Below are 2933 nucleotides of genomic sequence, written 5' to 3' on the forward strand. Positions count from 1 at the left end.
CGGCGCGGCGGGCCGGGACACCGCGGAGCCCGCCGGTGCGCTCGACGCCGTCGGCGGCGTCCGCTTCGGCGCCGCCGAACTCGACCGCTTCGCCGACGAATTGCGCGAACTCCTCGATGAGGGGGTGGGCAGCGCCGAGCGTCAGCTCTTCGAACTCCGCACCGCCGCCGCCGACGACTCCCGCATCCTGGGCGCCCTCGGCGACGGCGGACTGCTGCCACCGGGCCCCGATGTCCTGGCCACCGTCGAGTACCTGGCCGAGCACGGCATCCCGGCCCTGCCCGGCTGGCGCTATCTGGCACAGTCCGTCGACCCGGTCGACCACGCCCGCGTGCTGGCCGCCCGTCCCGAACTCGTCGACGGCGTGGTGCTCACCGACCCGGCGGCCCACGCCCGGGCGCGCGAGGCGCTGGCGTCCGCGGCACTGCTGCCCCGCTCCACGGTCGCCGTCGGCACGGCCGCGGCGCTGCTCGCTCCGGCGCCGGGGGAGGCTTCGGACGACGGCGACGTGTTCCTCGTACCGCCGAATCCGGCGATGCACGACGAGCATGCGGCCGACGCCGAGCGGCAGTCGCTGCGCAGCCGGGCCGCCGCCCGCGACGAGGAGATCAGGGCGCTCGCGGACCGCCTCGGCAAGGACCGTGAGCTCGCCGCACGGCTGGGTTCCTGGCGGGCCGGCTGCCCCGCGGGCCGGCTCGCCGAACTGTCCGAGGCGGCCCGCGCGGCCCGGGAGTTCGCCGAGGAGTCCGAGGCGGAGCTCGCCGGGGCCCGCGCCCGGCGGGCGGAGGCGGACGAGTCCGCCGCGGACGCGGCACGGGTGCGCGACGAGCGGCAGGACACGGCCCAGCGGGCCCGCCGGTCCGCGGACGCCCTGGCCGGACTGGCCTTCCGGCTCCGGGAGCGCTCCGGCTGGCAGGCCCGGCTGCGGGAACTCGCCGACGACGCCGCGGAGTCGGAGGCCAGGGCGCAGTCCTGCCTCGAGCAGGCGCGGGCCGCCGACGAGGACCGGCGTGCCGCCCAGCGCGCCGCCGACGACGCCCGGCGCACCGCACGCGCACTGCGCGCCGAGCGTGCCGAGATCGCGGGCGCGCCCGACGACATCCCCGAGGCGGACGGCCCCAGGGCGCCGTTGCCCGCGCTGCGCGAGGCGTACCGCGCCGCCTCCCAGCTGTACGAGAAGGTCGGCGTCGGCGCCGACCTTCGGGCCGAGCAGGCCCGCGCGGAGAGCGAGGAGAGCTCCGCCACCGCCGAGCTCGAGCGGTTGACCAACAAGGTCCGCACCCGCGCCGCCCAGCTGCTCGAAGGGCCGGACGGCGCGGACGGCCCCTCCCGTCAGGCCGCTGCCGCGCGCGCCGAATCACTGGTCCAGATGCTCGAGGCGCGGGCGTCCACGGCGAGCGAGCAGCTGGGACGGCTGCGCGGCGAGGCGGAGCGGCTGGCCCCTGAGGACGGCGCCGCGCACACCGAGCTGCCGGCGGACCTGGTGCCCGCCGACGCCGAGCACGCGCAGCAACTGCTGCGCACCGCGACCGCCGAGCGGGCCGCCGCGGCCGAGGCTCTCGACCTCGCCGGGCAGGCCCACACCGCCCTGCACCGGGACCACCGGGCGGCCGAGGACGCGGCCGGAGGTTTCGACGAGACGGCCGCCCAGCTGCGGGACCTGCTGCGCGATCACCACGACAGCCACGAGGACGAGGGCGCCGACCCCGAGCAGTATCCGGGCACCCTCGAGCAGGCCCGTACGTCGGCGGCCGAGGCGCGGCGCTCGCTGCGCGGCTGCGCGGCCGACCTGTCCGCGGCCGAGACGGCGGTACGCGAGGCCGGTGACATCCTCGTCCGGCACGCCAACTCCACCCGGTACGAGCAGGTGCGCACCCCGGCAAGGCAGCAGATCAGGGAGCTGCCCGCCGCTGCACTGCCCGAGCACGCGGCGCGCTGGGCGGAGGCCTTCGCACCCCGACTGCGGGTCCTCACCGACGAGTTGGAGCAGCTGGAGCGCAACCGCGACAGCATCGTGGACCGGCTGCGCGGGCTGGTCGGCACCGCGCTCGCCACGCTTCGTTCCGCGCAGCGCCTGTCCCGGCTGCCCGAGGGACTCGGCGAGTGGTCGGGCCAGGAATTCCTGCGGATCCGCTTCGAGGAGCCGGACCAGGCGACCCTGACGGAGCGTCTCGGCGAGGTCGTCGACGAGGCCACCAAGGCGGCCGTCGCCAAGAACTCGGACCTGCGCAGGGACGGGATGTCCTTGCTCCTGCGGGGAGTTCAGGCCGCGCTCGAGCCCCGGGGGGTGTCCGTCGAGATCCTCAAGCCGGACGCCGTACTGCGCGCCGAGCGCGTCCCGGTGGGGCAGATGGGCGACGTCTTCTCCGGCGGCCAGCTGCTCACCGCGGCGATCGCCCTGTACTGCACGATGGCGGCACTGCGCAGCAACGACCGGGGGCGGGACAAGCACCGGCATGCCGGCACCCTGTTCCTGGACAATCCGATCGGGCGGGCGAACGCCACGTATCTGCTGGAGCTGCAGCGGGCCGTCGCCGACGCACTCGGCGTGCAACTCCTTTACACCACGGGGCTTTTCGACACCACGGCGCTGGCCGAGTTCCCCCTCGTGATCCGGCTGCGCAATGACGCGGATCTCCGTGCGGGGCTGAAATACATCAGTGTGGAGGAGCACTTGCGTCCGGGACTGCCCGCGCCGGAAGCGGAGGGCGAGAGCATCCAGGGCGAGATCACGGCCACGCGCATGTTCCGCAAGCCGGTCGCGGAGGTCTGAGGGCGGTACTGCCGGACACCGGAGGAGGAGCCGGTGTCCGGCGGCTCGGGTCGCGAGAGGCGACTCACGCCCGCGAGAGGTGCCCGGCTCCCGCTGGCCGCGCACGGGCCGTCGCGCGCGCTGCCCGGCGGGCCCGGCGGCGCTCCCTGCGCAGCCGCCG

General features: G+C 76.2%; 1 pseudogene. It reads left to right on the plus strand.

Annotation, left to right across the window (positions count from 1 at the left end):
* Positions 1 to 2773 (plus strand): annotated as a pseudogene (locus tag DY218_RS25350) (hypothetical protein); the annotation flags it as partial.
* Positions 2774 to 2933 lie beyond the last annotated feature (160 nt).

This window comes from Streptomyces triticagri, from assembly GCF_003429565.1.
Classification (GTDB): Bacteria; Actinomycetota; Actinomycetes; order Streptomycetales; family Streptomycetaceae; genus Streptomyces; species Streptomyces triticagri.